This window comes from uncultured Microbacterium sp. (assembly GCF_963528945.1).
Classification (GTDB): Bacteria; Actinomycetota; Actinomycetes; order Actinomycetales; family Microbacteriaceae; genus Microbacterium.
The window spans coordinates 496,929-518,825 of sequence record NZ_CAURWX010000003.1 but is presented as its reverse complement, the minus strand read 5'-3'; the positions used below and the strand labels follow the sequence as shown (position 1 = coordinate 518,825).

General features: G+C 70.6%; 24 protein-coding genes. 14 read left to right on the top strand and 10 right to left on the bottom strand.

Going from position 1 to position 21,897, the window contains the following annotated elements; translation table 11 throughout:
• Positions 1-51: 51 nt before the first annotated feature.
• Entirely contained in the window at positions 52-1,338 is a 1,287-nt protein-coding gene (locus RWS82_RS12420) for an extracellular solute-binding protein (RefSeq protein WP_314650587.1), read from the bottom strand.
• A 149-nt stretch (positions 1,339-1,487) separates the two neighbouring features.
• On the opposite strand from RWS82_RS12420, the gene RWS82_RS12415 reads away from it, so the two are divergent.
• Positions 1,488-2,354 carry a MurR/RpiR family transcriptional regulator gene (locus RWS82_RS12415; protein WP_314650585.1) on the top strand — a complete coding sequence of 289 codons (867 nt, stop codon included), beginning with the start codon at positions 1,488-1,490 and terminating at the stop codon, positions 2,352-2,354.
• Between the two features lie 4 nt (positions 2,355-2,358).
• On the top strand, positions 2,359-3,540 hold the full coding sequence (locus tag RWS82_RS12410) for a DUF1343 domain-containing protein (RefSeq protein ID WP_314650583.1): 1,182 nt from the start codon (positions 2,359-2,361) through the stop codon (positions 3,538-3,540).
• Between the two features lie 139 nt (positions 3,541-3,679).
• On the opposite strand, the gene RWS82_RS12405 is transcribed toward RWS82_RS12410, so the two are convergent.
• Positions 3,680-4,372 carry a DUF4328 domain-containing protein gene (locus RWS82_RS12405; protein ID WP_314650581.1) on the bottom strand — a complete coding sequence of 231 codons (693 nt, stop codon included), beginning with the start codon at positions 4,370-4,372 and terminating at the stop codon, positions 3,680-3,682.
• Between the two features lie 146 nt (positions 4,373-4,518).
• On the opposite strand from RWS82_RS12405, the gene RWS82_RS12400 reads away from it, so the two are divergent.
• On the top strand, positions 4,519-5,967 hold the full coding sequence (locus RWS82_RS12400) for a M20/M25/M40 family metallo-hydrolase (RefSeq protein WP_314650579.1): 1,449 nt from the start codon (positions 4,519-4,521) through the stop codon (positions 5,965-5,967).
• On the opposite strand, the gene RWS82_RS12395 is transcribed toward RWS82_RS12400, so the two are convergent.
• On the bottom strand, positions 5,939-6,676 hold the full coding sequence (locus RWS82_RS12395; protein WP_314650577.1) for a DeoR/GlpR family DNA-binding transcription regulator: 738 nt from the start codon (positions 6,674-6,676) through the stop codon (positions 5,939-5,941). The genes RWS82_RS12400 and RWS82_RS12395 overlap by 29 nt on opposite strands.
• 55 nt (positions 6,677-6,731) lie before the next feature.
• On the opposite strand from RWS82_RS12395, the gene RWS82_RS12390 reads away from it, so the two are divergent.
• Positions 6,732-7,085 carry a DUF4406 domain-containing protein gene (locus RWS82_RS12390; protein ID WP_314650575.1) on the top strand — a complete coding sequence of 118 codons (354 nt, stop codon included), beginning with the start codon at positions 6,732-6,734 and terminating at the stop codon, positions 7,083-7,085.
• A 60-nt stretch (positions 7,086-7,145) separates the two neighbouring features.
• On the opposite strand, the gene RWS82_RS12385 is transcribed toward RWS82_RS12390, so the two are convergent.
• A complete protein-coding gene (locus RWS82_RS12385; RefSeq protein ID WP_314650573.1) occupies positions 7,146-8,114 on the bottom strand; it encodes an SDR family oxidoreductase in 969 nt (322 codons plus the stop codon).
• A 123-nt stretch (positions 8,115-8,237) separates the two neighbouring features.
• Here RWS82_RS12385 and RWS82_RS12380 point away from each other — a divergent pair, with 123 nt between their 5' ends.
• From RWS82_RS12380 to RWS82_RS12370, 3 genes are read left to right on the top strand one after another with little or no spacing between them, the layout of a single operon-like run.
• A complete protein-coding gene (locus tag RWS82_RS12380; protein WP_314650571.1) occupies positions 8,238-9,080 on the top strand; it encodes a helix-turn-helix transcriptional regulator in 843 nt (280 codons plus the stop codon).
• Positions 9,081-9,134: 54 nt separating this feature from the next.
• Positions 9,135-9,317 carry a hypothetical protein gene (locus RWS82_RS12375; protein ID WP_314650570.1) on the top strand — a complete coding sequence of 61 codons (183 nt, stop codon included), beginning with the start codon at positions 9,135-9,137 and terminating at the stop codon, positions 9,315-9,317.
• Between the two features lie 14 nt (positions 9,318-9,331).
• On the top strand, positions 9,332-9,919 hold the full coding sequence (locus tag RWS82_RS12370; RefSeq protein WP_314650568.1) for an NAD(P)H-dependent oxidoreductase: 588 nt from the start codon (positions 9,332-9,334) through the stop codon (positions 9,917-9,919).
• A 120-nt stretch (positions 9,920-10,039) separates the two neighbouring features.
• Here RWS82_RS12370 and RWS82_RS12365 read toward each other — a convergent pair whose 3' ends face one another.
• The gene (locus tag RWS82_RS12365) at positions 10,040-12,559 is read right to left on the bottom strand and encodes a LamG-like jellyroll fold domain-containing protein (protein WP_314650566.1); all 2,520 of its coding nucleotides are present in this window, start codon (positions 12,557-12,559) and stop codon (positions 10,040-10,042) included.
• Positions 12,560-12,738: 179 nt separating this feature from the next.
• Here RWS82_RS12365 and RWS82_RS12360 point away from each other — a divergent pair, with 179 nt between their 5' ends.
• From RWS82_RS12360 to RWS82_RS12350, 3 genes are all read left to right on the top strand, one after another.
• Positions 12,739-13,335: a sugar O-acetyltransferase gene (locus RWS82_RS12360; protein ID WP_314650564.1), complete on the top strand. Its 597-nt coding sequence runs from the start codon at positions 12,739-12,741 to the stop codon at positions 13,333-13,335.
• A complete protein-coding gene (locus RWS82_RS12355) occupies positions 13,325-13,885 on the top strand; it encodes a TetR family transcriptional regulator (RefSeq protein ID WP_314650562.1) in 561 nt (186 codons plus the stop codon). Before RWS82_RS12360 ends, RWS82_RS12355 begins: the two co-directional genes overlap by 11 nt.
• Positions 13,886-13,994: 109 nt before the next feature.
• Positions 13,995-15,200: an MFS transporter gene (locus RWS82_RS12350; RefSeq protein WP_314650560.1), complete on the top strand. Its 1,206-nt coding sequence runs from the start codon at positions 13,995-13,997 to the stop codon at positions 15,198-15,200.
• A gap of 171 nt (positions 15,201-15,371) precedes the next feature.
• On the opposite strand, the gene pnuC is transcribed toward RWS82_RS12350, so the two are convergent.
• The 3 genes from pnuC to sigJ all read right to left on the bottom strand — a co-directional run bounded on the left by pnuC (position 15,372) and on the right by sigJ (position 17,576).
• Positions 15,372-16,082: a nicotinamide riboside transporter PnuC gene (gene pnuC / locus RWS82_RS12345; RefSeq protein WP_314650558.1), complete on the bottom strand. Its 711-nt coding sequence runs from the start codon at positions 16,080-16,082 to the stop codon at positions 15,372-15,374.
• A complete protein-coding gene (locus RWS82_RS12340; RefSeq protein ID WP_314650556.1) occupies positions 16,082-16,597 on the bottom strand; it encodes a GNAT family N-acetyltransferase in 516 nt (171 codons plus the stop codon). The genes pnuC and RWS82_RS12340 overlap by 1 nt, the downstream gene beginning before the upstream one ends.
• A gap of 76 nt (positions 16,598-16,673) precedes the next feature.
• A complete protein-coding gene (gene sigJ, locus RWS82_RS12335; RefSeq protein WP_314650554.1) occupies positions 16,674-17,576 on the bottom strand; it encodes an RNA polymerase sigma factor SigJ in 903 nt (300 codons plus the stop codon).
• A gap of 111 nt (positions 17,577-17,687) precedes the next feature.
• Between sigJ and RWS82_RS12330 the strand changes: the two genes are divergently transcribed.
• Together RWS82_RS12330 and RWS82_RS12325 are read left to right on the top strand one after the other, a co-directional pair.
• Positions 17,688-18,440: an NAD(P)H-binding protein gene (locus RWS82_RS12330; RefSeq protein ID WP_314650552.1), complete on the top strand. Its 753-nt coding sequence runs from the start codon at positions 17,688-17,690 to the stop codon at positions 18,438-18,440.
• A 253-nt stretch (positions 18,441-18,693) separates the two neighbouring features.
• Complete coding sequence (locus RWS82_RS12325) at positions 18,694-19,353, top strand: hypothetical protein (RefSeq protein ID WP_314650551.1); 660 nt, start codon at positions 18,694-18,696, stop codon at positions 19,351-19,353.
• A gap of 22 nt (positions 19,354-19,375) precedes the next feature.
• Here RWS82_RS12325 and RWS82_RS12320 read toward each other — a convergent pair whose 3' ends face one another.
• Both RWS82_RS12320 and RWS82_RS12315 read right to left on the bottom strand, forming a co-directional pair.
• A complete protein-coding gene (locus RWS82_RS12320) occupies positions 19,376-20,293 on the bottom strand; it encodes a DUF808 domain-containing protein (RefSeq protein WP_314650549.1) in 918 nt (305 codons plus the stop codon).
• A 69-nt stretch (positions 20,294-20,362) separates the two neighbouring features.
• Positions 20,363-20,716, bottom strand: coding sequence for a hypothetical protein (locus tag RWS82_RS12315; protein WP_314650547.1), 354 nt, complete (start codon positions 20,714-20,716; stop codon positions 20,363-20,365).
• A gap of 130 nt (positions 20,717-20,846) precedes the next feature.
• Here RWS82_RS12315 and msrB point away from each other — a divergent pair, with 130 nt between their 5' ends.
• Together msrB and msrA are read left to right on the top strand one after the other, a co-directional pair.
• Positions 20,847-21,335, top strand: coding sequence for a peptide-methionine (R)-S-oxide reductase MsrB (msrB, locus tag RWS82_RS12310; RefSeq protein ID WP_314650545.1), 489 nt, complete (start codon positions 20,847-20,849; stop codon positions 21,333-21,335).
• Positions 21,332-21,877: a peptide-methionine (S)-S-oxide reductase MsrA gene (gene msrA, locus RWS82_RS12305; RefSeq protein WP_314650543.1), complete on the top strand. Its 546-nt coding sequence runs from the start codon at positions 21,332-21,334 to the stop codon at positions 21,875-21,877. The genes msrB and msrA overlap by 4 nt, the downstream gene beginning before the upstream one ends.
• Positions 21,878-21,897: the final 20 nt, after the last annotated feature.

Below are 21,897 nucleotides of genomic sequence, written 5' to 3'. Positions count from 1 at the left end.
AGTCTTTCGCTCCGCGAGGGGGCGCCGCGGACGGCGCCCCCTCGGTTCGGATCAGGATCCCGGGGTGAACCAGGTGGAGACGCCGGACTGCAGGTCGGCGCCCAGCTGCTCGGCCGTCTTGCTGCCGAGGAACATCGCCTGGATGTCCGGGCCGAGCACCGCGGTGCCGGTCGGGTCGCCGTAGCGGAAGTCGACGAGCAGCAGGTACGGTGCGGGGTTCTCGCTGTACGCCTCGTTCATCTCCTGCATGAGCGGGTCGGAGTACTCGACGCCGGGGAGGGCCGAGAACTGGTCGACCTCGTCGGCGACGAGCTGGCCGAACTCCTTCGTGGTCATCCAGTTGAGCAGTTCGGTCGCGGCCTCCTGCTGGTCGCTGGCCGCGTTGATGCCGAAGCTGCCGTCGGCGTAGCCGGGGGTGACGGCGTGGTCGAGAGCGCTGTCGGGTGCCGGCGGCACCTCGTAGACGCCCCACTCGGTGTCGGGCGCAGAGCTCTGGAACGTAGGCAGGTCGAACGAGCCGCCGGGCCACTGCGCGGCCTGACCCGAGGTGAACTGCAGCACGGCATCCGCGACGGCGATGGCGCTGACGTCCTTGTCGAGGTACTTCTGCATGTCCTTGACGGTCTGCAGCGAGGCGACGTAGGCGGGGTCGGTGAAGTCGACGTCGCCGGCGAGCACCTTCTCCTCGAACTCGGCGCCGCCGTACTGGGCCGAGCCGACGATGTCGTGGAACATCGGCAGCACCCAGTCCTCGCGGGCGCCGAGGGCCATCGGCGTGACGCCCTCGTCGAGCAGGGTCTCCTGCAGTTCGATGAACTCGTCCCAGTCGGTGGGCTCTTCGAGGCCCATCTCGTCGAACATCGTCTTGTTGTAGAACATCTGCATCGTCTGGTACGCGAAGGGCACGCCGTAGGTCTTGCCGTCGTCCTTGCCCTGGGCGGCACGCAGCACGGTCGGATCGAACTGGTCGAGGCCGTCGACGATGTCGTCGATGGGCACCAGCTGCTCCGACTGGATCGCGGGCTGGATGCCGCCGTAGGCGCGCAGCATGGCGATGTCGGGTCCGTCGCTGCCTTCGAGCCCGGTGGCGAGGATCTGGTTGTACTCAGTGGGCTGGTAGCCCTCGAACTCGACCGTCACACCGGGGTGCGACTCCTCGTACTTGTCGAACACGGCCTCCCATTTGGGAGACGAGGATGCCTGCCACGACCAGACCTTGAGGGTGACGTTCTCGGCGTCGCCCTCCCCGCTGGAGGCGGAGGGTGCACAGCCGGCGACGGCGAGCCCCGTGACGAGCAGACCCGCGGTAAAGACGAGTCGGGTGGTGCGGTGTCGCATGAGAATTCCTCTCGGACGTCGGTGTCGGGATAGGCGGGGCAGTCGGATGCCGAGGGCCTTCAAGCCACTTTGGGCAAAGAGTTACAGAAACTCAAGAGCTTTCCGAAAATTCCTTTCACATATTGATTCGATTCTGCAATCCTGTTCGCGTGACCCTCAGTGCGATGACCGCCATCCACCAGCGCCTGTCGGCGCTCACCCCCACCGAGCGCCGCATCGCCACCCACGTGCTCGACGATCCGCAGAGCGCGGTCGACAACTCCATCACGCAGCTCGCCGCCGCCTGCGGCACCTCGGTCGCCAGCATCGCTCGCTTCACGCAGAGCCTGGGGTTCCAGGGCTACCCCGAGATGCGACTCGCCCTCGCCACCGAACTCGACCGACGGGCATCCGACCGCGAACGGTTCCAGGTCTCCGAGACCGACGTCAGCCGCCACGACGACGCCCTGACCACCGTGCGCAAGATCGCCTTCGCCGAGGCATCCGCCATCGAACGCACCGCGCAGCAGATCGACATCGACGTGCTCGAACGCTGCGTCGCCGCCGTACGCGGCGCTCGCCGCATCGACATCTACGGCACCGCGTCGAGCGGACTCGCCGCCCATGACCTCGAGCAGAAACTGCACCGCGCCGGACTCGTCGCCCAGGCCCGCACCGACCTGCACCTCGCGCTCACCGGCGCCGCGCTGCTCGACGTGCGCGACGTCGCGATCGCCATCTCGCACTCCGGCCGCACCCTCGAGATCGTGCAGTCGGCGCAGGTCGCCGCGCGCGCCGGCGCCACCACCATCGCGATCACCAACAACCCCCGTTCGCCGCTGGCACGGGTGTGCGAGCTCGTGCTCGTGACCGCCGTGTCGGAGTCGACCTTCCGCTCCGGAGCCATGGCCAGCCGCATCGCGCAGCTCGCCGTGCTCGACTTCGTGTTCACGCGCATCGCGCAGGCCGACTACGACACCATCTCCGACAACCTCCAGCGCACCTTCAACGCCGTCACCGACCACAGAATCGACTGATCCCATGGCCCCGCTGCACCTCGGCATCGACCGTCTCGTCGCCCGCGACATCCGCCCCGACCTGCTCGCGCGCCTCACATCGGGCCGGATCGGGATGCTCACCAACGACCTGGCCCTGACCTCCGATCTCGTGCGGGGTCGGCAGGCGCTCGCCGCGTCGGGCTGGGAGTTCGCGCTGCTGTTCGGCCCCGAGCACGGCCTGAGCGGGCGGGCGCGCGAGGGCGAGCACGTCGGCGACCTCACCGATCCCGTGACGGGCGTCGCGGTGCGCAGCCTGTACGGCGACGCCGTGCGCCCTGCCGCCGCCGACCTCGCCGGGCTCGACGCCGTGCTCGTCGACCTGCCCGACGTGGGGGCGCGCTTCTACACCTACATCTGGACCATGAGCCACCTGCTCGAGGCCTGCGCCGACGCGGGCGTCGCCGTGGTGGTGCTCGATCGCCCGAACCCGCTCGGCGGGCGACTCGATCGCGCCGAGGGGCCCATGCTCGACGAGGGCGGCCAATCGCTCGTCGGCCGGTGGACGATGCCCATCCGGCACGGCCTCACGATCGGCGAACTCGCCCGCCACTGGGTGCGCACACGACGGATCGACGTCGAGCTGGAGGTCGTCGAGGTCGCCGGGCTCACCCGCGACCGGGCGATCGGCGGGGGAGAGGGCACCTGGATGCCGCCCTCCCCGAACCTCCCCAGCCCCACGACCACCCTGCTGTACCCGGGCACATGCCTCGCCGAGGGCGTGAACGTCTCGGAGGGCCGCAGCACCGCCGTGCCCTTCCGGGTGCTCGCGGCCCCCTTCATCGACGGGGAGCGCTACGCCGCGGCCGTCAATACGGCCGGACTGCCGGGCCTGGCGGCGGTGCCCTACGGTTTCACGCCGCTGGTGCGCGACCATGCGGGCGAGGCGTGCGAGGGCGTGATCCTGCACGTGACGGATGCCGAGGCGCTGCGCCCCGTGCACGCCGGAGTGCGTCTGCTCTCGCTGCTCGAGGAACTGCATCCGGGAGCCCTCGTCGAGCGCTCCCTCTTGCCCATGCCGGGCGAGTCGGACTGGAGTCCGCTCGAGAAGCTGTTCGGTGTTCGAGGGGCGTTCGCGCAGATCACCGGTGGCGAGTGGGACGACCCCGCGCGCCTGGCCGTACCCGACTGGCCCGCCGCCGTCGCCTCCGACCTCCTCTACGCCTGACGCGGGCCCGCCTGCCCGTGCCATGACTCAGGACCGTGTCGGCTCGACCTGCCGGCATCGGCGGGTGTAGCGGCGGGGGAGCGGCTTCGGTCCTGAGGCATGGCGTGAGCCCTCGGGGTGCGGGCAGACCGAGGGGTGCCTACGCGGAGGCCTGGGTGAGTTCACGCACCAGTCTCACGGCGAAGGGCGCCGCTGCGAGCGTGAGTACCGAGCTGATGATCCCCACGAGCATCGAGACGAGCAGCTCGTCGAGCGTCTCGGCACGGGTCCCCATCTGGCTCGAGATCGCTCCGAAGAAACCGCCCGCGATCCAGAGCAGCCACCATGCGATCTGCCAGCTCGGCCGGGTGCGACCGGCAGCCCGCCAGAGATCGGAGACGTTCTGATACGGGAACCAGAACGCGATGACGGGGATGATCCATGACCAGACGTGCCAGGCCGGCGAGCGTCGCGTGCGACCGTGCGCCCGCGTCGCGAGGCGGTGCTGCCAGATGACCCAGAGCACCCCCGTGGCGAGAAGCGCCACGAACAGCGGGATGTTCACGGCCATGGCGAGGGTGTCGTAGCTGACGAGCGAATCCGCGGCGTCGAAGTCGCCATCGAGGTAGGCGGAGACGGCCATGACTCCGAACGCGTCGACGGCGATGCTCCCGAGGGTCAGCGCGACGGTCGAGATCAGCAGCACTTGAACCGCGGATGCGAGGCGGCCGACCGGCTTGCCCATCGGTGCCCCGACCGTGGGCTGCACCCACTGCGAGCCGTCCCACCACCACGGTGCCCCGGAGCCGTCGGGCGCGGGATACCAGCCCGGTTGGGTCGCGGGTGAAGTCATCGATCGTCTCCCATCAGCGGCTCGCGTGTCGAACCTACCGGAGAAAGAGACGAGCATGCGCCCGGAATCGGTCGCGCGCGTGGGGCGAGCGGACGGCCGCGTCAAGCCCCTGCGAGCGGGGGTATCCGCTCGGCCAGGGTGACCGCATGAGTCACGATTCCCACGACGACGCGGGTCCGGGCGGCGCCGTCGGCCGCTACCTCCACGATCACCTCGCCGAGATGCTCGACCGGCTCTCGGCCTGGGTCTCCATTCCGTCGGTATCGGCCGATCCCGACCGCCACGACGAGATGCGGCGCTCGGCGGACTGGCTGGTCGGCGAGATGACAGCGGCGGGGATGCAGGCTCGCACGTTCGAGACGGGCGACACGTGGGCGGTGTACGGCGAATCGATCGTCGACCCCGACGCTCCGACCGTGCTCGTGTACAGCCACCACGACGTGCGTCACGCCAAACCCGAGGAGTGGAGTGTCACCGCTCCGTTCACCCCGGTCGAGCGCGACGGTCGCCTCTACGGGCGCGGCGCGTCGGATGCCAAGGGTCAGGCGCTCGCGCACGTCTGGGGTCTCCGTGCCCACCGCGAGGTGCTCGCCGGTTCCGGCGCCCTCAACGTGAAGATGATCATCGACGGCGAGGAGGAGATCGGGTCGCCGAACCTGCGCGAGCTGCTGCGTACCCAGCGCGACCTGCTCGCCTGCGACGTGATCGTGTTCTCCGACACGATCCAGTGGCGGGTCGACGCCCCGGCCCCCGTCACCTCCATGCGCGGCACCGTCACGGCGACGCTCACCATCCGGGGGCCCGAGCGCGACGTGCACAGCGGTGCCGCCTCGGGCGTGACGCCGAATCCATCGCTCGTGCTCGCCGCGGTGCTCGCAGGGCTGCACGCCCCCGACGGAAGCATCGCGATCGAGGGCTTCGACGACGATGTGCCGCCGCTCACCGCGCAGCGTCGCCGCGAGCTCGCCGCGCTGCCCTTCGACGACGACGACTGGCTCGACCGCAGCGAGACCCGCAGCATCATCGGCGAGGAGGGCTACACGCCGCTGGAACGGCTGTGGGCGCGGCCCGCCATCGAGGTCATCTCCCTGCTGGCCGGCGACCCGGAGGGATTCGAGAGGTCGGTGATCCCGCGCGAGGCGACGGCGTCGCTCAGCATCCGCACCGCGCCGGGGCAGCGCATCGCCGAGACCGCCGACCGGTTGCGGGCGCATATGGCGCGGGTGGTGCCGCCCGAGGTCGAGTACGAGTTCACCGTCGACCAGGACATCGCGCAGGAGCCGTACGTCACGCCCGAGGGCCCCGTGACCGCGGCGCTCGAACGTGCGCTCACCCTCGGCTACGGCATTCCGGTGCAGGGGCGTATGGGAAATGCCGGGGGTGGCCCGGCCGACCTGCTCGCGACGGAGCTCGGCGCGACGGTGCACTTCCTCGGCACCGGCCTGCCCGAGGATCACTGGCATTCGAGCGACGAGAGCATCGACATCCGCATGCTGCTGCGCGGCGCCGCGACGATCGCCCACCTCTGGCGCGAGCTCGCCGCCCTTCCGCCCGGCGGGGCGGGGGTCAGGGGAGAAGGGGGAGGTCGGGGATGAGGGGATTTCGGTCGTGGGGGTCGGTGATCACCGCGGTGACCGCCGACAGGTCGAGCACGGGGTAGCGCGACACGGCTCCGATCTTCTCCTCACTCGCGAGCACGAGCACCTCGGCGCAGCGTTCGGCGAGAGCGCGCTTGGTGACGGCGTCGTCGAGTTCACCGGTCGTGAGGCCCTGCGCGGGGTGCACACCCGTGACGCCGAGGTAGAAGACATCGGCGGCGAGGTGGCGGATCGCCTCCATGGCCAGCGATCCGCTTGCGACGAGCGAGTGCCGCGAGAGCTCGCCGCCGATCATGACGACCCGCCCGTCGGAGTGCTCGGCGACGGCCAGGGCCACCGCGGGGCTCGGGGTGAGCACGGTGAGCCCCGCGTCGCGCGGCAGGTGGCGAGCGAGGGCGAGGGTGGTGGTGCCGGCGTCGAGCACGATGGTCGACCCGCGGCGGATGCTCTCGGCAGCGCGCCGTGCGACCCGCTCCTTGCTCGCCGTCGCGAGGTCGGCCCGGGCGTCGACCGGGCGGTCGGCGGCGGGCACCGGGAGGGCTCCGCCGTAGACGCGGATGATCCTGCCCTCGTCGGCGAGTTCGCGCAGATCGCGACGGATGGAGTCTTCGGAGAGGCCGAGGTCGGTGGCGACGGTCTTGGCGACGATGCGCCCGTCGCGGGCGAGGACGTCGAGCAGGTGGGCCTTGCGTTGGGCGCCGAGCATGGTGTTCCTTCACGAAGTTGCACGTTCTTACACGGTTAACGTTACAGTGTCCGGCATGAACACTCCACTCCTCATCCTCATCGCCGGCCCCTACCGCTCGGGCACCGACGGCGACCCCGCGCGCATCGCCGCCAACCTCGAACGGCTCGAACAGGCATCCGCCCCGATCTTCCGCCTCGGCCACGTGCCCATGATCGGCGAGTGGGTCGCGCTGCCGGTCCTTCGCACGCTCGAGGCGGATGCCGTCGACGGCGACGTCATGTACGACACCGCGCACCGCCTGCTGCAGCACTGCGACGCCGTGCTGCGCCTGCCGGGCGCCTCCGCCGGCGCCGACAAGGACGTCGAGATCGCGCGGGAGCGCGGCCTGCCCGTGTACTTCTCGATCGACGAGATCCCCGCGGCCTGACGCCCTCCGGCGGACCGGCCACGAGCGCCCCGGCCGTCCCCGGCGCGAAGCACGCGATCGTCAGCCCGCGGTCGACCGACGGATCGACGAGTCGGGGAGCACGACGCCGGTCAGCTCCTCGGACAGACGCCAGACGCGCGCGGCATTCGTCTCGCTGCGCAGCCGGGAGTAGATCGGCTGCTCGGCCGGCGCACCGCCGAGGTGTCCGAGCCCCTTCGGCCCGTACAGGCGGCGGGCACGGGCTTCCGATGATGTCGCCGCGTACAGCGCAGGCAGCGCGGCCGTCTCGGGCGTGCCGAGCAGGATGCCGCGGGCCGACGCCCAGCGGATCACCCGCACGCCCACGGTGTCCGCGGTCCGCCCCAGCTCGGGGCGGGCCGCGAGCAGGCTCGTCGGTGCGACCCCGGGGTGCGCGAGGTTGCTGGTGATGCCCCAGCCGTGGCTCTCGCTGCGGCGGTCGAGCTCGAGCCCGAACATCCCGAAGGCGATCTTCGACTGGCTGTAGGCGCGGGCTCCGTTGTACGAGCGCTCCCAGGCGAGGTCGTCCCAGTTGATGGATCCCTGGTTCGCGGCGACGCTCACCTGCGACGTGACGCGCGCCCGCCCCGCGCGCAGCAGAGGAAGCAGATGGCCGACGAGGGCGAAATGGCCGAGATGGTTGGTGCCGAACTGCAGTTCGAAGCCATCGGCGGTGGTCTGCCGCTCGGGCGGGGTCATGACCCCGGCGTTGTTGACCAGCAGGTGGATCGGGTGCCCGTCGGCCTGCATGCTCGCGCCGAACGCGGCCACCGAGTCGAGCGAGGAGAGGTCGAGCGCAGCGAGCCGCACGCGGGCGCCGGGTGCGGCGTCGCGAATGACGGATGCCGCGGCATCGCCCTTCGACGGGTTGCGCACGGGCAGCACGATCTCTGCGCCGGCGGCCGCGAGGCGGGCGGCGATGCGCAGGCCGATGCCGTCGCTGCCACCGGTGACGACGGCGCGGCGACCGCGGAGGTCGGGGATATCGATGTCGATGCTGTTACTGGTCATGATGCTCCTTCGTGGTCTGGCTCCAGCGTGCGCGGGTCGCGGCGGCGCATCCAGGACATGCCGTGCAGTGGATACGTCTCGGTGGCGGGTGCGAGGATCGGTGCGGCGGAAGGACGGTTCGGAATGGCGATCGACAGAGAGGCGTTGGCGGGTTTCCTGCGGTTGCGCCGCGACAGTCTGCAGCCCGAGGACGTCGGGTTGCACCGGGGTCAGCGTCGGCGGACCGAAGGGTTGCGGCGCGAGGAGGTCGCGGCGCTCAGCCACATGTCGACCGACTACTACGCGCGTCTCGAACGCGGGGATGGCCCGCTGCCGTCCGAGCAGATGCTGGCGTCGATCGCGCAGGGGTTGCACCTCACGATCGACGAGCGCGACCACCTGTTCCGCCTCGCGGGCCACCAGCCGCCGCCGCGCGGAGAGGCGAGCGACCACGTCGGTCCCGGATTGCTGCGCATCTTGGATCGGCTGGGCGACACCCCGGCCGAGATCGTCACCGAGCTCGGCGAGACGCTGCGGCAGACGCCGCTGGGGATCGCGCTGACCGGGGACACGGCGTCGTTGCGCGGTCCCGAGCGCAGCCTCGGCTATCGCTGGTTCAGCGCTCCACGCACGCGCGGGCTCTACGCCGAGGAGGAGCACGCCTTCCTGTCGCGGTTATGGGTGTCGGGACTGCGCGAGGTCATCGCGCGGCGCGGACCGGAGTCGCGAGCGGCAGGTCTCGCCGATTCCCTGCTCGCGCAGAGTGCGGAGTTCCGGGCGATCTGGGAGAGGCACGAGGTCGGCGTCCGCCCGCGTGAGACGAAGCACTTCGTGCATCCGGATCTCGGGGCGCTCGAGCTGACCTGCCAGACCCTGTTCGACGCGGAGCAGTCGCAGGCGCTGCTGGTCTACACGGCGATCCCCGGCAGCGAGAGCCACGAGAAGCTCCGGATGCTGTCGACACTGGCTCCCCGCGTCGCGGTCTGAGCGCTCCCGCGGCTGAGAGATCCCCGCGGCCTGACGCCCTCCTAGGCTGGAGGCATGAACAAGAACACCCTCTGGACCGTCCTCGGCGTGGTCGCCGCGATCGTCATCGCCTGGTGGATCGTGAGCGCGCTGTTCTCGATCCTGTGGTTCATCGCCAAGGCGGCCATCGTCGTGGTGGTGGCGGTCGTGGTGTTCTTCGCGCTGCGCAGCCTGTTCTCGTCGCGCGCCCGCGACTGACGCGGCAACCCACCGTGTCCGTGCTCATCGTCACCGCGCACCCGCAGACCGACTCGCTCACGGCATCGATCGTCGATCGGCTGCGCGACGCCCTCCCGGCGGATGCCGTGCGCATCGCCGACCTGCACGCCGAGGGGTTCGATCCCCGCTTCACCGAGGCCGACCGCATCACCTATGCGTCGGGCGCCGACTTCCCGCCCGACGTGGCGGCCGAGCAGGCCCGGGTGGACGGGGCCACCGACGTGGTGCTCGTCTTCCCGGTGTACTGGTGGAGCTTCCCCGCTCTGCTCAAGGGCTGGATCGACCGCGTGTTCGTCAACGGGTGGGCATTCGACGTCGACGCCGATGCCGGAATCCGCCGGAACCTCGGGCGCCTCACCCTGCACATGATTCCCGTCGCGGGCGACACCGAAGACGTCTACGACCGGCACGGCTACCGCGTCTCGTTCGAGACGCAGATCGCGCACGGCATCCTCGACTTCTGCGGGATGCAGCGCGGCGAGACCGCGTTCGTCTTCGACTCGGAGGGCGAGGCGGAGCAACGGGATCGCAACGTCGCTGCCGCGATCGAGGCGGTGACCCGGGCGATCTCCCCCGCGTGAGCTGAGTCGAGCCGAGCTGAGCCGAGCCGAGACGGGCGGAGCCCGGGACGCGCCCTCGCGTCGCGGAGACACGGAGAAGGGCCCCGCCGGAACGACGGAGCCCTTCTCGGATGCGGGAGCTCAGCTCTGCGACATCGCCCGTCGGCGAGCACGCACGACGAACGGCGCAGCACCGGCGAGCAGGAGCAGCAGGCCCGCTGCCGACAGGCCAGCGATCAGCGAGCCGTCGGCGCCCGTCGCGGCGAGCCCGTCGCGGTCGGCCGCGCTGCCCGCAGCCGGGTCACCGGCGGCTCCGCCCGCGCCCGGGGTCGATCCGCCCGGCGTCGAGCCCCCAGGGGTCGAGCCCCCGGGTGCAGCCGGCGCGGCGATCGCGAACTCGACCGCGAGCGGGGCGGAACTGCGCGTACCGAGCGCCTGCGCGACGCTCAGCCGGTTCGCGCCGACCGTCAGGCCGCTCACCTCGAGCGTCCATTCGCCGTTCTCGCCGACGACGGCCGAAGCCGGCGCCGCGGCCACCGAGACCGCCGCGGCGGGGGTCGCCACGGCCGCGTCGGCGACGTTCACCTGCGCGCCGGGGAGTCCCGTGCCGCGCAGGGTGACCGACGTGGTCGACGCCGGCAGCTCGCCCTGCGGCGCGCTCGTCACGGCGAACGCACTGAGGTCCGCGCGCTGCGTCAGCCACTCGTCCGGCGTGGTCGGCCGGTCGATGATGCGCGTCTCGCCGATGCATCCGTTCCAGCCGTTGCGGGCGGCGTCGTCGACCCAGTCCGCGCCGAGGATCCACGAGTGACCCTCGTGCCAGGCCATGCCCGCGACATCGGTCGCATTGCGCAGCACCGGCGCACCGTCGACGTACATCGTCGTGGTGCGCTTCGCCGGGTCGTTCACGAGAGCGACGTGCACCCAGGTGTCGACCATGATCTCGCCCGACCAGTTGACGCGGTCGCCGAGGGCGGCGTTCGCGTCGAGGCTCGTCCACTGGAACTCGCGCAGGCTCGAGATGCCGAGGGCGCTCGGCGAGGCCGTCCAGTCCCACCGCGTCTCGGGCACGCCGATCTGCGAGCGGTTACCGGTGCGGGTGAGGAACTTCGACCACGAGTTCGCGGCCACGCTCCACTCCGGGTCCATCTTCACGAAGGTCTCGATCGTGTAGCCGTCGCGCAGGTCGACGTCGTTGATCGGTGCGTCGGCGGCGGTCGTCAGGTAGCTGAAGCGCGACCCCGTCGAGTCGGCGAAGCACATCGAGGCGCCGTCCGACGAGAAGCCGTGGGCGTCGTCCTCGATCGTGACGTCGTCCCAGGTCGCGCCCACCGCGTTGGTGGCGGCCGGGTCGACGCGGGTCAGATCGTTGTCGCCGGCGACGTCTTCGATCACGGTGTCGGCGCCGACGACGCCCGACTCCCCGTTGAAGCGCCAGTGGGCGAGCGTGCCCTCGGCCTCGACGAAGTCGAGCTCGTTGCCCGGCAGCTCGGTCGAGATCGGGTCGGGGCCCTCGAAACCGTCGAGCAGCAGCGTGCGCGCCGCGGCCGAGAGGGAACCCTCGTCGGGGGTGCCGGCGGTGAAGCCGGGGTCGAACCCGGCGAAGCGCTCGGCAAAGTCGATGTCGAGCGAGTAGCGCTGGTGCATGCCGTCGAGCAGCGGCTGGTCGTAGCTGGTCAGCGATTCCTGCGGCTTCGCGACGACCCACGGCGACCCGGTCTCGAGCGAGAGGGTGCCGTTCGTGAGGTCGAACTCGAACAGGCCGAGGTAGCCGTTCCCGCCCTCGTAGGCCATCTGGTAGTCCATCAGCACCTGGTGCACGTCGTGACCGAAGTCGTTCTGCTTCACCTGGCGGGTAGCCCCGTGGAAGTGCCCGTTGAGGGTGAGGAAGATCTGATCGTTGCTGCGGATCAGTCGATCCCACATGCGCTGGCTGTCGGCGGTCTCGACCGGCGACATCTGGTCGGCGGCGACGTTGATCAGCGCGTGGGAGCTGAGGATGACCGGCACGGTGGGGTGGGCGTCGAGCACGCTCTGCGCCCAGGCGAGCGTGGCGTCGGACGAGTTCCAGCTGATGGCCAGCGACATGAACTGCTGCCCCTCGGCCTCGAAGATGTGGAACTGGCTGAGGCCGGTCGGGTCGGACCCGCCGTACGTGGACTGCTCGGCGGCGCGCGGGGCGCCGAACCACCGGTTGAACGGTTCGTTGGCGAGGTCGAGCTCGGTGTCGCGCTTGCCGCTGTCGAGCACGTCGTGGTTGCCCGGGAGGATCGAGTAGGGCAGGTCGGCGTCGTCGAGCGTCTGCATCGCCCGGTCGGCCGCCTGCCACTCGTTCTGCACGTTGGCGCGGTCGACGACGTCGCCGAGGTGGGCGACGAACGGGATGTTCAGCTCGTCGGCGTGGTCGGCGAGCCAGGCGGTCTGCGTGGCGAACGGGTCGGTGCCGTACCGCGGGGTGAACTGGTCGACCGAGTAGCGCGAGTAGAACTGGGTGTCGGGGAGCACGGCGAACGTGAACCGGGAGGCGAGCGGTTCGGCGGGCGCGGGGTCGGCGGCCGCGGTGGCGGGAGCGATGCCGGCGGTGAGTCCGGCAACGAGGGTGGTCGCGATCACGGCGGCGCCGGTGCAGCGCTGCAGTGTGCGGAAACGGCGGGGGGACACGTTTCTCCTTCAGGGGGATCGGGCCCGCGACCCGGGTGGTCGCGCAGCCTCCCGAACCCTCGCGGGGCGCGGCGACGCCCGGGTGACCTCCGGTGCACGAGGAGGTGTCCGGGAGGTGGCGGATGGGGGTGCGCGCCGGATGCGTACGACCGTACGCATAAAGTGGTACGATCGTACGCATGACGGATCACTTCGCAGACGACCCGCGCACGCACCGGGAGCGGATGCTCGCCGGCGACCTCTACATCGGCGACGACCCCGAACTCGTCGCCCGGACCGCACGCGCCGCGCGCCTCGCCGACCTCTACCATCGGCAGACGATCTCGGGCGACCCCGCCGCGCGCGGATGGTTGCAGGACCTGCTGGGCGAGCTCGGAGAAGACGTCATCGTGCGGCCTCCGTTGCACGTCGACTACGGCGAGCACATCCGCATCGGCGCCCGCACCTTCGTCAACTTCGGTCTCACCGCGCTCGACACCGCCGCGATCACGATCGGCGAGGACTGCCAGATCGGCCCGAATGTGCAACTGCTCACACCCACGCATCCGATCGATCCGACGCTGCGCCGCGACAAGCTCGAAGCGGCCCTGCCCATCACGATCGGCGACAACGTGTGGCTCGGCGGGGGAGTGATCGTGTGCCCCGGCGTCACCATCGGCGACAACTCGGTCATCGGCGCCGGTGCCGTCGTCACCCGCGACATCCCCGCGAACGTCGTCGCGGTCGGCAACCCCGCGCGGGTGATCCGCGAGATCGGCGGCGAGCATGACGCCTGAGCCGGGCAGTCGGCGCGGACGCCGGAACGACCCCGACCGCCGCGACCGCATCATCGACGCGTGCCTCGACGTGATCGCCGAGTCGGGCGTCGCCGGCGCCTCGCACCGGCGCATCGCCGAGGCCGCCGGTGTGCCGCTCGGCTCGATGACCTACCACTTCGCGGGCATCGACGAGCTGCTGCGCGAGGCGTTCACCCGGTTCGGCACCGAGATCAGCGAGCGGTTTGAGACGCGGATGGCCGCAGCATCCGACCTCGAATCGGCCAGAGAGGCGGTGGTCGCCATCATCCTCAGCGACGTCTACGGCGACCCGCGCGAACTGGTGCTCTCGCACGAGCTGTACACGCTCGCCGCCCGCGACCCCGCGTACCGCGAACTCACCAGCGCGTGGATGCGACGCAGCCGCGACGCGCTCGAGAAGTGGTTCGACCCCGAGACCGCGCACATGGTCGACGCCATCATCACCGGCGTCTCCATCCACCGTGCCCTCGACGTCACCGACCGCGACCCGGCCGAGGTCGCCCTCGCCGTGGCACGCATCACCGCCTGACGGCGCATCCCCGCTCCCGCACACGCCCCGGGCCGCCCCGGGCCACCTCCTGGCGCGGCTCCTCCATCGACCGGCGCGACCGCTTCCGCGCACGACCATCGGGACTCCCATGACCTCCTCCACCACCGCCCCCACGCGCGCCGACCGCCGCGCACGTCTCGCCGTGGCCGCGCTGTTCCTCACGAACGGCGCCCTGTTCGCGAACATCCTGCCGCGCTACCCCGAGATCAAAGACCACCTCGGCCTCGACAACACCGTCTACGGGCTCGCCGTGGCCGCATTCCCCGTCGGCGCCATCGTTGCAGGACTCGCGGCGGCTGCGCTCATCCGCCGGTTCGGGTCGGCGAAGGTCGCCGTGTTCGGCACGATCCTCACGGGCGTCGGCGTGCTCGCCGCCGGACTCGCACCCAGCGTGTGGCTGTTCGCGCTCGGCCTGTTCCTCGGCGGTGCGATGGATGCCATCACCGACGTCGGACAGAACGCCCACGCTCTGCGTGTGCAGCGGGGATACGGACGGTCGATCCTCAACTCCTTCCACGCCGTGTGGTCGATCGGCGCGGTGCTCGGCGGAACGATGGCGGCCGGTGCGATCGCCCTGCGCCTGCCGCTGGGGTGGCATCTCGCGATCTCGGGAGTGCTGTTCTCGGTGGTGTCGCTCGTCGCGCTGCGGTTCTGCCTGCCGGGCCGCGACGAGGCGGCGGACGAGGATGCCGTGGCCGACGTCGAAGAGGTGTCGACGGCGGTGCGCGCGGGCATCCGTCCGGCCGTGGTGTGGTCGCTCATCGGGCTGGTCGTGATCGCCGTGGTGGGCACGATCGTCGAAGACGCCGGCAACACCTGGGCGACCCTCTACCTGTCGTCTCTCGGCGCTCCGGCCGCGCTCGCCGCGACCGGATTCATCGCGCTCGTCGGCGCGCAGTTCATCGGACGGCTGCTGAGCGATCGCCTCGTCGACCGGTTCGGACAGCGCGCCGTCGCGCGGGTCGGCGGCCTCATCGTGGTGCTCGGCATGGGGCTCGCGCTCGCGTTCCCCTCGGTGCCCGGCACGATCCTCGGCTTCGCGGCCGCCGGTTTCGGCGTGGCACCGCTCGTCGCGGGTGCGATGGCCGAGGCCGACCGCCTGCCTGGTCTGCGCCACGGCACCGGGCTGACGCTCGTGTCGTGGCTGATGCGACTGGGGTTCCTGCTGTCGCCGCCCGTGGTCGGCGTTCTCGCCGATGCGACGAGCCTGCGCGTCGGACTGCTCGTCATCCCCGTCGTCGGGGTCGTGGTGATCGTCGTCGCCGGGGTGCTGCGGGGTCGCGAGCGGGTCTGAGGCCCGGCCGCCGGGTGTCGGCTGCCAGGTGCAGGCACGGCCGCCGGGTGACCGCCGCCGGCTCACGGCCGCCGGGTCAGGCCGCCGGATGCAGGCACGCAGACGAGTTGCAGGCAAAACCAAGAGGGTTTCGCCTGCAACGCGCATCGGCGCCTGCATTCGGCCGCGGGGTCAGCCCCGCCCGCGGTCGCGCTGCACCGGGATGAGCCCGGTCTGCGCGGTCGGGATCGGATCGACGGGCCGGCGTTGCGTACGCATCCACACCACGAAGCCGACCGCCGTGAAGGCGCCGTAGAACACGTACATCAGACCCGTGGCGTAGTACCCCGAGCCGAACAGCAGCGGCACCCCCACCACGTCGACGGCGATCCAGATGAGCCAGAACTCCGTCCACCCCTTCGCCATGCCGTAGGTGGCGAGGAGCGACCCCACGAATGTCCAGGCATCCGCCCACACCGGCTCCCACGAACCGAGCGCGCGGAAGAGCGGCGTGAGGGCGATCGTTCCAATCACCATGCCGAGCACGAGGCCGATGCGTGCGCCCGTCGGCGCCCACCGCGGCTGCACCCGGCCGCCCTCGGCGCGACGCCAGCGCACCCAGCCGTAGATCGCGACCGCGATGAACATGATCTGCCGGCCGGCCTGACCGAGCAGGTGCGGCAGCGAATGGTCGGGGCTGAGCACTGAGCCGAGGAAGACGGTCAGCAGCAGCACGTTGCCGACGATGCCGACCGGCCACGCCCAGATGCGCCGTCGCATGCCGCCGATCGCGCTCGCGAGACCGAAGGCGTTGCCCACCACCTCGCGCACGAGGAGCGTCTGCCCGCCGGGCAGGGTCCAGGTCGACGAGAAGACGTCGACCAACCAGGTCAGCGGATCCATCAGGATGCCGTCGGCGTCGGCCGGTCGTCGAGGGTGAGCTGCAGGAAGCTGAGGTCGAGCCAGCGCCCGAACTTCGCGCCCACCTGCGGCAACCGCCCGACCTCGACGAATCCGAGGCGCTCGTGCAGGGCGACCGAAGCCGCGTTGCCGCTCTCGACCGCGGCCACCATCACGTGCACGCCGTGCTCGCGGGCACGGTCGATGAGCGCCGTCATGAGCTCGCGACCGACGCCGCGGCCCTGGGCGCCCTCGCGCACGTAGACGGAGTGCTCGACGGTGTGCCGGAAACCGCTGTGCGGCCGCCATCGCCCGAACGTCGCGTACCCGAGCACGCCCGACTCGTCGGATGCCACGATCACCGGGAATCCGTCGCACGACCGCTCGCCCAGCCAGGCGGCGCGGTCGTCGACATCGACCGGGTCTTCGTTCCAGATCGCCGTGGTGTGCACGACGGCGTGGTTGTGGATCGTGGTGATCGCCTCGAGGTCGGCGATTCCGGCATCCCTGATCTGCATCGGGTTCTCCTGCGTCTGCGCTCGGGCAAGCGCATCGCCGACGGTACCAGTCCGCTCGACGGTCGGGACGCGGCGGTCACCGCCAGGTCGTCAGCTTCTCGGGGTTGAGCACGATCCACACGCGCGCCACCGCGCCCGCGACGACCCCGAGGTTCACGACCGCGACGATCGCGTCGTGCTCGCGGAACAGGAACGCCAGGCCGTCGCCCGTCTCGACGATCTCGACCTGCATCTCGGGGCGCTTCGCCGCGATGCCGAGCAGGAAGCGCGCCACGTTGTCGGCACCGGTCACGACGTTGCGCGCCGCGCTGACGACGCCGCCGCCGTCGCTGTGCAGTTCGACGTCGGGGGCGAGTACCCGCAGCAGGTCGTGGATGCTCCCGCTGCCGCTCGCCTCATGGAACGCCCGCACCACCCGGTCGTGCTCGGCGCGGGGCACATCGACCACCCGGTCCTGCTGCACGTGCCGCCGCGCAGACGCGGCGAGCTGGCGCGCGGCGGCCGGCGAGCGCCCGAGCACCTCGGCGATGTCGGCGAACGGTACGTCGAAGACATCGTGCAGCACGAACGCCACCCGCTCGGCGGGGGTCATCGCCTCCATCACCACGAGTAGCGCCGTCGCGACCGCATCGGAGCGGGCGACCCGGTCCAGAGGGTCGTCGAGGTCGGATGCCGGGGCCACGCGCGACCCGGCGACGAACAGTTCGAGGGGCACCGGCTCGGGCAGCCACTGGCCCACGTACTGCTCCCGCCGGTGGCGCGCCGAGGTGAGCAGATCGAGGGCGATGCGGCTCGCCACCGTGGTCAGCCAGGCCGCCGGATTTCGGATCTCGGAGCGCTCGGCATCCGTCAGCCGGTACCACCGGGCGAAGGCGTCGTGCACGACGTCTTCCGCGTCGGCGACCGTGCCGGTCATCCGGTAGGCCATCGCGAGCAGGCGGTGCCGCTCGCCGTGCACGTCATGCTGCGCGTCGTCCACCGGTCTCCTCGTCTCGCGCCTCTTCGCAGACTACCGACCTCACACCTCGACGGGCTGCGTCGTCGAACAGAGGAGAGGATGCAGAGAGCATCCCGCATCGAGAGGACCGCCATGAAGATCGCCGTCGCCGGAGGAACCGGAACCGTCGGACAGCACATCACCCGCACCGCCCGTGAAGCCGGGCACGAGGTCGTGGTGCTGTCTCGCAGGCACGGCGTCGACGTGTCGACGGGCGCGGGCGTCGATGCCGCGCTCGCCGGGGCGGATGCCGTCATCGACGTGACCAGCACCATGACGCTGTCGCAGAAGAAGGCGACGGCGTTCTTCGAGACCGGAACGCGCACGCTGCTCGATGCGGGGGCGCGGGCGGGCGTCGGCCACCACGTGGTGCTGTCGATCGTCGGGATCGACGGCATCGACGCGGGCTACTACGGTGCCAAGCTCGCCCAGGAACGGGCGGTCGCCGGGAGAGGTGTGCCGTTCTCGATCGTGCGCGCGGCGCAGTTCCACGAGTTCGCCGGGCAGGTGATGTCGCTGGTGAGCGGTCCGTTCGCGGTCGCTCCGCGCACGCTCATGCGCCCGGTCGCGGCGCGCGAGGTCGCGGCGCATCTGCTGCGGGTGGTCGAGGGTGGGCCGGTCGGCCGCGCGCAGGACATCGTCGGTCCGCGCGACGAGACGCTCGCCGACGTGATGCGACGGCAGCTGGCGGCCGACGGCATCCGTCGCCGAGTGCTCGACGTCCGCCTGCCCGGTGCCTACGGCCGCGGACTGGCCTCGGGCGCCCTGCGCGGCGGCCCCGACGCGTTGCAGGGTGCGACCACCTTCGACGCCTGGCTCCGCAGCCCCGATCACCGCCGCCCCTGAGCCGGCCTGGCACCCGTTCCCGTCGCAGAATCTGTCGCCCCGATACGCCGCCAGCGACAGATTTCGCGACCGGAGCAGCGGGGGTTAAGGGCGAGAGGGCGACGGTCAGGCGTGGACGTCGGCGGGCGGTTAGGCCCGACAACCGGTTCGGAACGGGTCCACGACGCGGGATGTCCTGAGTTGTGCCGCGCGCCGAGCGGAAGAGGAGTCGACGTCGGGCGTGCATCGACGCGTATCTGCGAGGATCGGTGGCATGCGGGGGGATGAGAAGGCGCGGCCGCGCCGCCGGAGGATCGTGACGTGGGTGCTGGTGGGCGTCGTGCTGCTCGTGGTGGCTGTGCCCGTCGTGCGGCTCGCGTACCCGTTGCTACCCGCGTACGCGCAGGCGTCGTGCACGGTGACCAGCCCCTCCGAGCGTCAGGGCGGCTACCGCTCTCGGGACTTCTTCCCCTCCATCGGCACCGACTGCGGCGCTTTCGCTGCCGAGCGGGAGGTCGTCTGCACCGCCGACCCTTCGCGAACAGTTCCGTTGGTCTCCGGTGTGACCTACGATCTCACCGTTGCGGGCCCGCGCGTCCCGCTGCTCTCGCAGCCCACCGTGCTGTCGGCGCAGGTGTCAGACGTGCAGGCGCAGGTGCCCGACATGGAGATCGACGCCGAGCTCGGCGACGACGCGGCATCCGACAACCTGCGCTCGCTGCACGAGCAGTTCTCCGTCGAGGGGCTGCGTGCCTTCGACTACGAGCAGCCGCCGTACGATCCGCAGTGCGATCCGTATCGGATGCTGATGACCGACGCCGGCGTCCAGATGGTGCCGCCCGCCCGGGCGGAGCAGCTGCTGCAGGCACCCGACGGCGTGACGCCTCGTGACCCGAAACTCCCGTGCGAGGGGTATCACTGCCGGCAGCAGTGACACCGCTCCGGCATCCCGACGGTCAGGCGTGGACGTCGGCGGGCGACTCCTCGCCCTCGTGGAAGCTGGGCGTGCGGCCGAACAGCTTCGCGATGCCGAGCACGATGCCGACGATCACGAGACCTGCGATGAGGCCGGCGACGGCGGAGAAGAGGGTGTCGCCGATCCAGACGATGACGGCGCCCGCGGGCTCGAGTGCGTGCTCGATCGCGTGCAGGATGTCGGCTCCGATGTGCACGCCGACCTCGCCGAGGTTGACGAGCAGCAGGTGTCCGCCGACCCACAGCATCGCGACCGTGCCGAGGATGCTGATGAAGCGGAAGACCGCGGGCATCGACCGCACGATGCGCATGCCGGTGTGGCGCACGCGGGCCTCGCGGTTCTTCGCCATCTTCAGGCCGATGTCGTCGATCTTCACGAGCAGCGCGACCGCTCCGTAGACGACGACGGTCATGATGACGGCGATCACCGCGAGGATGGCGAGGGTCGTCCAGATGTCGAGCCCCGCCTCGAGGTTCGACAGCGAGATGAGCATGATCTCGGTCGACAGGATGAGGTCGGTGCGCACCGCACCCCACACGAGTTTGTTCTCGTTGCGGGCGCCCTCGTCGGCATGCCCGTGCTGCACGCCGAACCACTCGAGCACCTTCTCGGCGCCCTCGAAGCACAGGTACGCCCCGCCGAGGATGAGCAGGTACGGCAGCACGAACGGTGCGAAGGCGGTCAGCACCAGCGCCACGGGGATGATGATGACGAACTTGTTAGCGAGCGACCCCACGGCGATCTTCGCCACGACGGGCAGCTCGCGCGCCGGTGTGATGCCCTGCACGTACTGCGGGGTGACGGCCGCGTCATCGATCACGACGCCCGCGGCCTTGGCCGAGGCCTTCATCGCGGCGCTCAGGATGTCGTCGACGACGGCGAGCAGTCCAACGGACATGTGCGTCCCCCCAGGTGTGAAGTGCAGACGAGCCACTCTACCGATTGCGAGGGCGCGGAACCCGCGCAGCTACCCCGCAACACGCCCGCCGAACAGGGGAAGATCGAGGGCCGCTCTGCTCATCGCGTAGGTGACGGCGAGGAAGACGAGCATCGATGCACTCGCAACGATCGGCGCGAGTGCCGCGGCCCGCCCCCGCAGGACGAAACTCGCGACGCCGGAGAACAACATCAACCCGATCGCTCCGATGAAGAACACGCGAAGCGCGAGGGCATAGGCGTCATAGTCGCACGACGTGTCCGTGCAACTGGCGACGCTGAGTTGGGACATCCACATGAATGCCATGGCCGCGCCGGTCAGTATGAGCTGCAGTACGAGCAGCACCGCCAATGAGCATCCGGCGCCGGATCGGACCTCGTTCATGCGTGCACAGTACTCGCGATCTCGCACAAACTCACAGCGCGCTCCCAGTCCCGAGGGACCAAAACGGGCCGGTCGGCGGTTGTGACTGATGACGCCGCAGCCAGCGGCGCCGAACAGAGGAGACACCCCAATGTCGAACGACTTCCGCAAGACGCCAGAGGCCGTCAGCGACCTCACCCATCTGCAGTACGAGGTCACTCAGGAGGACGCCACCGAGCCGCCCTTCCGCAATGCCTACTGGAACAACCACGACGCCGGCATCTACGTCGACGTCGTGTCGGGACAGCCCCTGTTCAGCTCGCTCGACAAGTACGACAGCGGCACGGGCTGGCCGAGCTTCACGAAGCCGATCGAGGCGGATGCCGTCACCACCCGCACCGACCGCACCCTGTTCATGACGCGCACCGAGGCGCGTTCCACGGGCGCCGACAGCCACCTCGGTCACGTCTTCGACGACGGCCCGCGCGATGCCGGCGGCATGCGGTACTGCATGAACTCGGCGGCGCTGCGTTTCATCCCCGCCGACCGGCTCGACGAAGAGGGGTACGGTCGCTACAGCGGCCTCTTCGACGGCACCGGCACCGCTGACACCACCCACGACACCGAGGAGCAGTCATGACCGACGACACCGGAACCATCACCCGCACCCCCGGCACCGAGACGGCCGTGCTCGCCGGCGGATGCTTCTGGGGCATGGAAGACCTCATCCGCCGCCAGCCCGGCGTGCTCGACACCCGCGTCGGCTACACCGGCGGCCAGAACGACCACGCCACCTACCGCAACCACCCGGGTCACGCTGAGGCCGTCGAGATCGTGTTCGACCCGACGAAGACGACGTACCGCGACATCCTCGCGTTCTTCTTCCAGATCCATGACCCGTCGACGCTGAACCGTCAGGGCAACGACATCGGGTCGAGCTACCGCTCCGCGATCTTCCCGCTCACCCCCGAGCAGGAGCAGGTCGCCCGCGACACCATCGCCGACGTCGACGCGTCCGGCCTGTGGCCGGGCAAGGCCGTCACCACGATCGAGCCCGAGGGTCCGTTCTGGGAGGCCGAGCCCGAGCACCAGGACTACCTGGTGAAGTACCCCAACGGATACACGTGCCACTTCCCGCGCGCGGGATGGGTGCTGCCGAAGCGGGCCGAGACCTCGGTCTGACCCGCGGCGTCGTTCCGGCA

Coding starts and splice junctions, on each gene's coding strand:
- RWS82_RS12350 (WP_314650560.1), top strand. CDS start 13,995: ATGACCTCCTCCACCACCGCCCCCACGCGCGCCGACCGCCGCGCACGT.
- RWS82_RS12360 (WP_314650564.1), top strand. CDS start 12,739: ATGACGGATCACTTCGCAGACGACCCGCGCACGCACCGGGAGCGGATG.
- RWS82_RS12330 (WP_314650552.1), top strand. CDS start 17,688: ATGAAGATCGCCGTCGCCGGAGGAACCGGAACCGTCGGACAGCACATC.
- RWS82_RS12320 (WP_314650549.1), bottom strand. CDS start 20,293: ATGTCCGTTGGACTGCTCGCCGTCGTCGACGACATCCTGAGCGCCGCG.
- RWS82_RS12420 (WP_314650587.1), bottom strand. CDS start 1,338: ATGCGACACCGCACCACCCGACTCGTCTTTACCGCGGGTCTGCTCGTC.
- RWS82_RS12395 (WP_314650577.1), bottom strand. CDS start 6,676: ATGCTCGGCGCCCAACGCAAGGCCCACCTGCTCGACGTCCTCGCCCGC.
- msrA (WP_314650543.1), top strand. CDS start 21,332: ATGACCGACGACACCGGAACCATCACCCGCACCCCCGGCACCGAGACG.
- RWS82_RS12390 (WP_314650575.1), top strand. CDS start 6,732: ATGAACACTCCACTCCTCATCCTCATCGCCGGCCCCTACCGCTCGGGC.
- pnuC (WP_314650558.1), bottom strand. CDS start 16,082: ATGGATCCGCTGACCTGGTTGGTCGACGTCTTCTCGTCGACCTGGACC.
- RWS82_RS12315 (WP_314650547.1), bottom strand. CDS start 20,716: ATGAACGAGGTCCGATCCGGCGCCGGATGCTCATTGGCGGTGCTGCTC.
- RWS82_RS12325 (WP_314650551.1), top strand. CDS start 18,694: ATGCGGGGGGATGAGAAGGCGCGGCCGCGCCGCCGGAGGATCGTGACG.
- RWS82_RS12340 (WP_314650556.1), bottom strand. CDS start 16,597: ATGCAGATCAGGGATGCCGGAATCGCCGACCTCGAGGCGATCACCACG.
- RWS82_RS12410 (WP_314650583.1), top strand. CDS start 2,359: ATGGCCCCGCTGCACCTCGGCATCGACCGTCTCGTCGCCCGCGACATC.
- RWS82_RS12385 (WP_314650573.1), bottom strand. CDS start 8,114: ATGACCAGTAACAGCATCGACATCGATATCCCCGACCTCCGCGGTCGC.
- msrB (WP_314650545.1), top strand. CDS start 20,847: ATGTCGAACGACTTCCGCAAGACGCCAGAGGCCGTCAGCGACCTCACC.
- RWS82_RS12405 (WP_314650581.1), bottom strand. CDS start 4,372: ATGACTTCACCCGCGACCCAACCGGGCTGGTATCCCGCGCCCGACGGC.
- RWS82_RS12380 (WP_314650571.1), top strand. CDS start 8,238: ATGGCGATCGACAGAGAGGCGTTGGCGGGTTTCCTGCGGTTGCGCCGC.
- RWS82_RS12355 (WP_314650562.1), top strand. CDS start 13,325: ATGACGCCTGAGCCGGGCAGTCGGCGCGGACGCCGGAACGACCCCGAC.
- RWS82_RS12400 (WP_314650579.1), top strand. CDS start 4,519: ATGAGTCACGATTCCCACGACGACGCGGGTCCGGGCGGCGCCGTCGGC.
- RWS82_RS12375 (WP_314650570.1), top strand. CDS start 9,135: ATGAACAAGAACACCCTCTGGACCGTCCTCGGCGTGGTCGCCGCGATC.